General features: G+C 67.4%; 5 protein-coding genes. All 5 read left to right on the top strand.

Going from position 1 to position 3,650, the window contains the following annotated elements:
* Window positions 1-1,363 (top strand): MFS transporter (locus tag VFG33_RS20635; RefSeq protein ID WP_325054549.1); only part of this gene is annotated, 1,363 nt, incomplete at its 5' end.
* Window positions 1,364-1,408: 45 nt separating this feature from the next.
* Window positions 1,409-2,545, top strand: a complete 1,137-nt coding sequence (locus VFG33_RS20640; RefSeq protein ID WP_325054550.1) for a mechanosensitive ion channel family protein — start codon at window positions 1,409-1,411, stop codon at window positions 2,543-2,545.
* A 5-nt stretch (window positions 2,546-2,550) separates the two neighbouring features.
* The gene (locus VFG33_RS20645; RefSeq protein ID WP_325054551.1) at window positions 2,551-2,934 is read left to right on the top strand and encodes a hypothetical protein; all 384 of its coding nucleotides are present in this window, start codon (window positions 2,551-2,553) and stop codon (window positions 2,932-2,934) included.
* Complete coding sequence (locus VFG33_RS20650; protein WP_325054552.1) at window positions 2,934-3,419, top strand: phosphate-starvation-inducible PsiE family protein; 486 nt, start codon at window positions 2,934-2,936, stop codon at window positions 3,417-3,419. The genes VFG33_RS20645 and VFG33_RS20650 overlap by 1 nt, the downstream gene beginning before the upstream one ends.
* Window positions 3,420-3,434: 15 nt before the next feature.
* On the top strand, window positions 3,435-3,650 hold a 216-nt coding region (locus VFG33_RS20655), incomplete at its 3' end, for a cation:proton antiporter regulatory subunit (RefSeq protein ID WP_524538140.1).

The following is a 3,650-nucleotide window of genomic DNA, read 5'->3' on the forward strand; positions in this document are numbered from 1 at the left end:
CACCTCCTCCCAGGTAGAACTCGCGGCCAGCCTCTACCTGCTGGGTGAGGTCGGCGGCGCGCTCGTGTTCGGCCGCCTGACCGACAAGGTCGGCCGGCGGAAGCTCTTCCTGCTCACGCTGGGGGTGTACCTGGTCGGCAACGCCCTGACCGCCTTCTCGATGAACTTCGTCTTCTTCGGGCTGACCAGGGTCATCGCCGGAGCCGGCATCGGCGGTGAGTACGCCGCGATCAACTCAGCCATCGACGAACTGATCCCGGCGCACTACCGCGGCCGGACGGACCTCGCGGTCAACGGCACGTACTGGCTGGGCGCGATGATCGGCGCGTCGGCGAACTTCCTCTTCCTCAACGAAGGGGTCTTCGGGATCGACCTCGGCTGGCGTCTCGCCCTGCTGATCGGGCCCGTCATCGGCATCCTGATCTGGCCGCTGCGCCGGCACCTCCCGGAGAGCCCGCGCTGGTTGCTCACCCACGGACGGGCGGAGGAAGCCGAGCGGATAGTCGGCGAGATCGAGCGGGACGCGGCGGCGAAGGGCGCCGTACTCGAGCCTGTCGGCGAGGACCAGGCGATCGAGCTCACCCCGCGGGGCACGGTGTCCTACCGGGAACTCGTCAGAGTGGTCCTGCGCGACTACCGCCGCCGGTCGCTGGTCGGCTTCAGCCTGATGGCCACGCAGGCCTTCCTCTACAACGCGATCTTCTTCACCTATGCCCTGATCCTCGCCGACTTCTACGGCATCAAGGCCGACGCGGTTGCGTACTTCATCTTCCCGTTCGCGCTTGGCAACCTGCTCGGCCCGCTGCTCCTGGGCCAGTTCTTCGACACCATCGGCCGACGGGTGATGGTCGGCAGTACCTACTGTCTTTCCGCGGTGCTGCTCTTCGCCACCGGTTGGCTGTTCAACGAGGACGCGCTGACCGCCACCACCCAGACGCTGCTGTGGTGCGTCATCTTCTTCTTCGCCTCCGCCGCGGCGTCATCGGCGTACCTGACCGTGAGTGAGATCTTCCCGGTCGAGATCCGGGCGCAGGCGATCGCGTTCTTCTTCGCGATGTCGGTGCTGGCCGGCGGAGTCGTAGCGCCCTGGCTGTTCGCTGCCCTGATCGGTGACGGCGGCGACCGAGAACGCGTCTTCCTCGGCTACGCCTTCGCCTCGGTCCTGATGATGGCCGGCGGACTCGTCGAGTTCGGCTGGGGCGTCGATGCCGAGCGCCGAGCGCTCGAGGCCGTCGCCACGCCGTTGTCCGTCCGGGCCGTCACGACTGGTGTACAGAGCGGCCTCACCGGCGGGCTCACCTCACACGTTCGTCGCGCTCCCGGGCCCGGCGACGACGGATCGGAGAAACCCGTGCGGGAGTGACGGTCCTCGCAGCCCTAATCGAAACCTGCACCCGAGGTGTGGAGCATGGAACGAGGATCGCAGTTCGTCCAGTCGGCGCTCGCCCTGATCGCCACCGCGGCGGTGGCGTGGCTGATCGCGTTCACGGTGGAGAGGGTGGTTCGCCGCCGGCACTCCCGGTCGGCAGCGCCGGTCTGGCCGTCGCTCCGGCTGCGGTGCAGGGGTCCGTTCCGGGCCACGCTCGTCATCGCGGCGCTGCTGACGGCCCTTCCCTCTGTCGGGCTGAGCGACCCGCTCAGCCAGCTCGGGCGCCAGGTCCTCGTCCTCGCGCTGATCGCCTCCGTCAGCTGGCTGATCATCCGGCTGACCCGGGTCGTCGAGGACGTGGCCCTCACCCGTCTCGACATCGACGTCGACGACAACCGGCGGGCGCGCAGGCTGCGCACCCAGGTGATGGTGTTCCGCCGGGTGATTGTCGCGATGCTGATGGTCGTCGCCGTCGCCGTGGCGGTGATGACGATCCCGTCGGCGCGCGATCTCGGCGCGAGCTTCCTCGTCTCGGCGGGGGTGCTCAGCGTCGTGGCGGGGCTGGCCGCGCAGTCCACGATCTCCAACCTGCTGGCCGGACTGCAGATCGCGCTGTCCGACCCGATCCGGATCGATGACGTGGTCGTCGTCGACGACGAGTGGGGTCGCGTCGACGAGATCACCCTGACGTACGTCGTGGTCCGGACCTGGGACAATCGCCGGCTCATCCTGCCGATCTCCTGGTTCACCACCCATGTGTTCCAGAACTGGACGCGTCACGAGGCCAGGGTGCTCGGCAGCATCGTGCTGCACGTCGACTTCACCACCCCCGTCGAGGAGCTCCGGACCGAGATGTACCGCCTGGTCCAGGCATCGCCTCTGTGGGACGGCCGGGACTGGGTGCTCCAGGTCGTGGACACCACGCCGTCGACGATGGTCGTGCGTGGGCTGGTGAGCTCCGCCGACGCGCCCAGTAACTGGGATCTGCGCTGCGACGTGCGCGAGAAGCTGCTGGCCTTCCTGCAGGAACGGCATCCCGGCGCACTGCCGCAGGTCCGCGCCGACATCTCGAGCGCCGGCGACCCATTCCGTCGTACGGCAGCCGACACCACCGACAACCGGTCCGGTCCGACCTGGCCGGACCGATCAACAGCGGACAGCAAGCGGGGAGAGTGAGACCAATGGCCGTCGTACTGAACAAGCTGGCCTACGCGCGGGCGCGAGAACTCATCAAGGAAGACCGGGTGATCCTGGACGACCGGGACGACTGGAGTGAACACCGGCCGACCGCCGCGAGGGAGAACGAATACCTCGCGGATCACGGGTTCGCCGAGTACCAGAGGTGGTATCTGGGGATCGACGACGAAGAGGGCGAGGAGACCAAGGCGAGGTACAAGTTCCCGTTCGGCGACTTCGAGAAGGTCCATCGGTGCGGGGTGATCTCCGCCGAGTCGCGAGCCGCGCAGTACAAGTACGACGACATCGAAGCGGCGGCCGCGCACCTGCACGGAATGCTCGAGGCGCCGCACCGGTCGCGGCCGGGCAGGCATGCGAAGCGTCTCTGATGTCGGTCCAGCCCGCTGACGGATCCGCGGAGAGCTACGGCAGACGACCGGCCACGCCGCTGCTGCGGATCCTCGTCATGGCCGAGTACATCCTGCTCTATCTCGTCTCCTTCGTGCTGCTGGCCATCGGCATCGGCGTACTGATTCACACCGTGGTCATCATCGCCCGGAACCGCAGTACCTGGACGGAGGCGTTCATCTCGGTCATCGAAGCGCTGCTGCTGATCCTCATCATCACGGAGATCTTCCTGACCGTGCTGGCTCATCTCGAGGGCCATCGCCTCCAGCTCGAGCCGTTCATCCTGGTGGGGATCATCGCGTTGGTCCGCCACATCCTGTCGATCGTCGTACGGCTCGCCATTCCCGAGACGCCCGAGGAGAGACGCGATCAGCTCCTCGAACTGTCGATCAACGCCGGGGCAGCCTTCCTGCTCGTTGCCGCGCTGGCACTGGCTCGCAGGTCCCAACGATGGGGCAACGACTGAAGGGAAAGGACTCGCATGCGCGTTGAGGAGACACCGCTGCCAGGTATCGGGACCCGCTATGTCTTCCGCACTGCCGCCGGCCGTCAGGTCGGGATGGTAGATCGCCGTGACGGGACGACCGAGCTGGTCATCTATGCGGAGGACGACCCGGAGTACGTCGCCGAGTCGGTGACCCTGGATGCCGATGAGCGGGCCGCACTCGTGGAGCTGCTGTCGACGCCGCCCGGTGAC

Origin of the sequence: Kribbella sp., assembly GCF_035687465.1 — a bacterium.
GTDB lineage: Bacteria > Actinomycetota > Actinomycetes > Propionibacteriales > Kribbellaceae > Kribbella.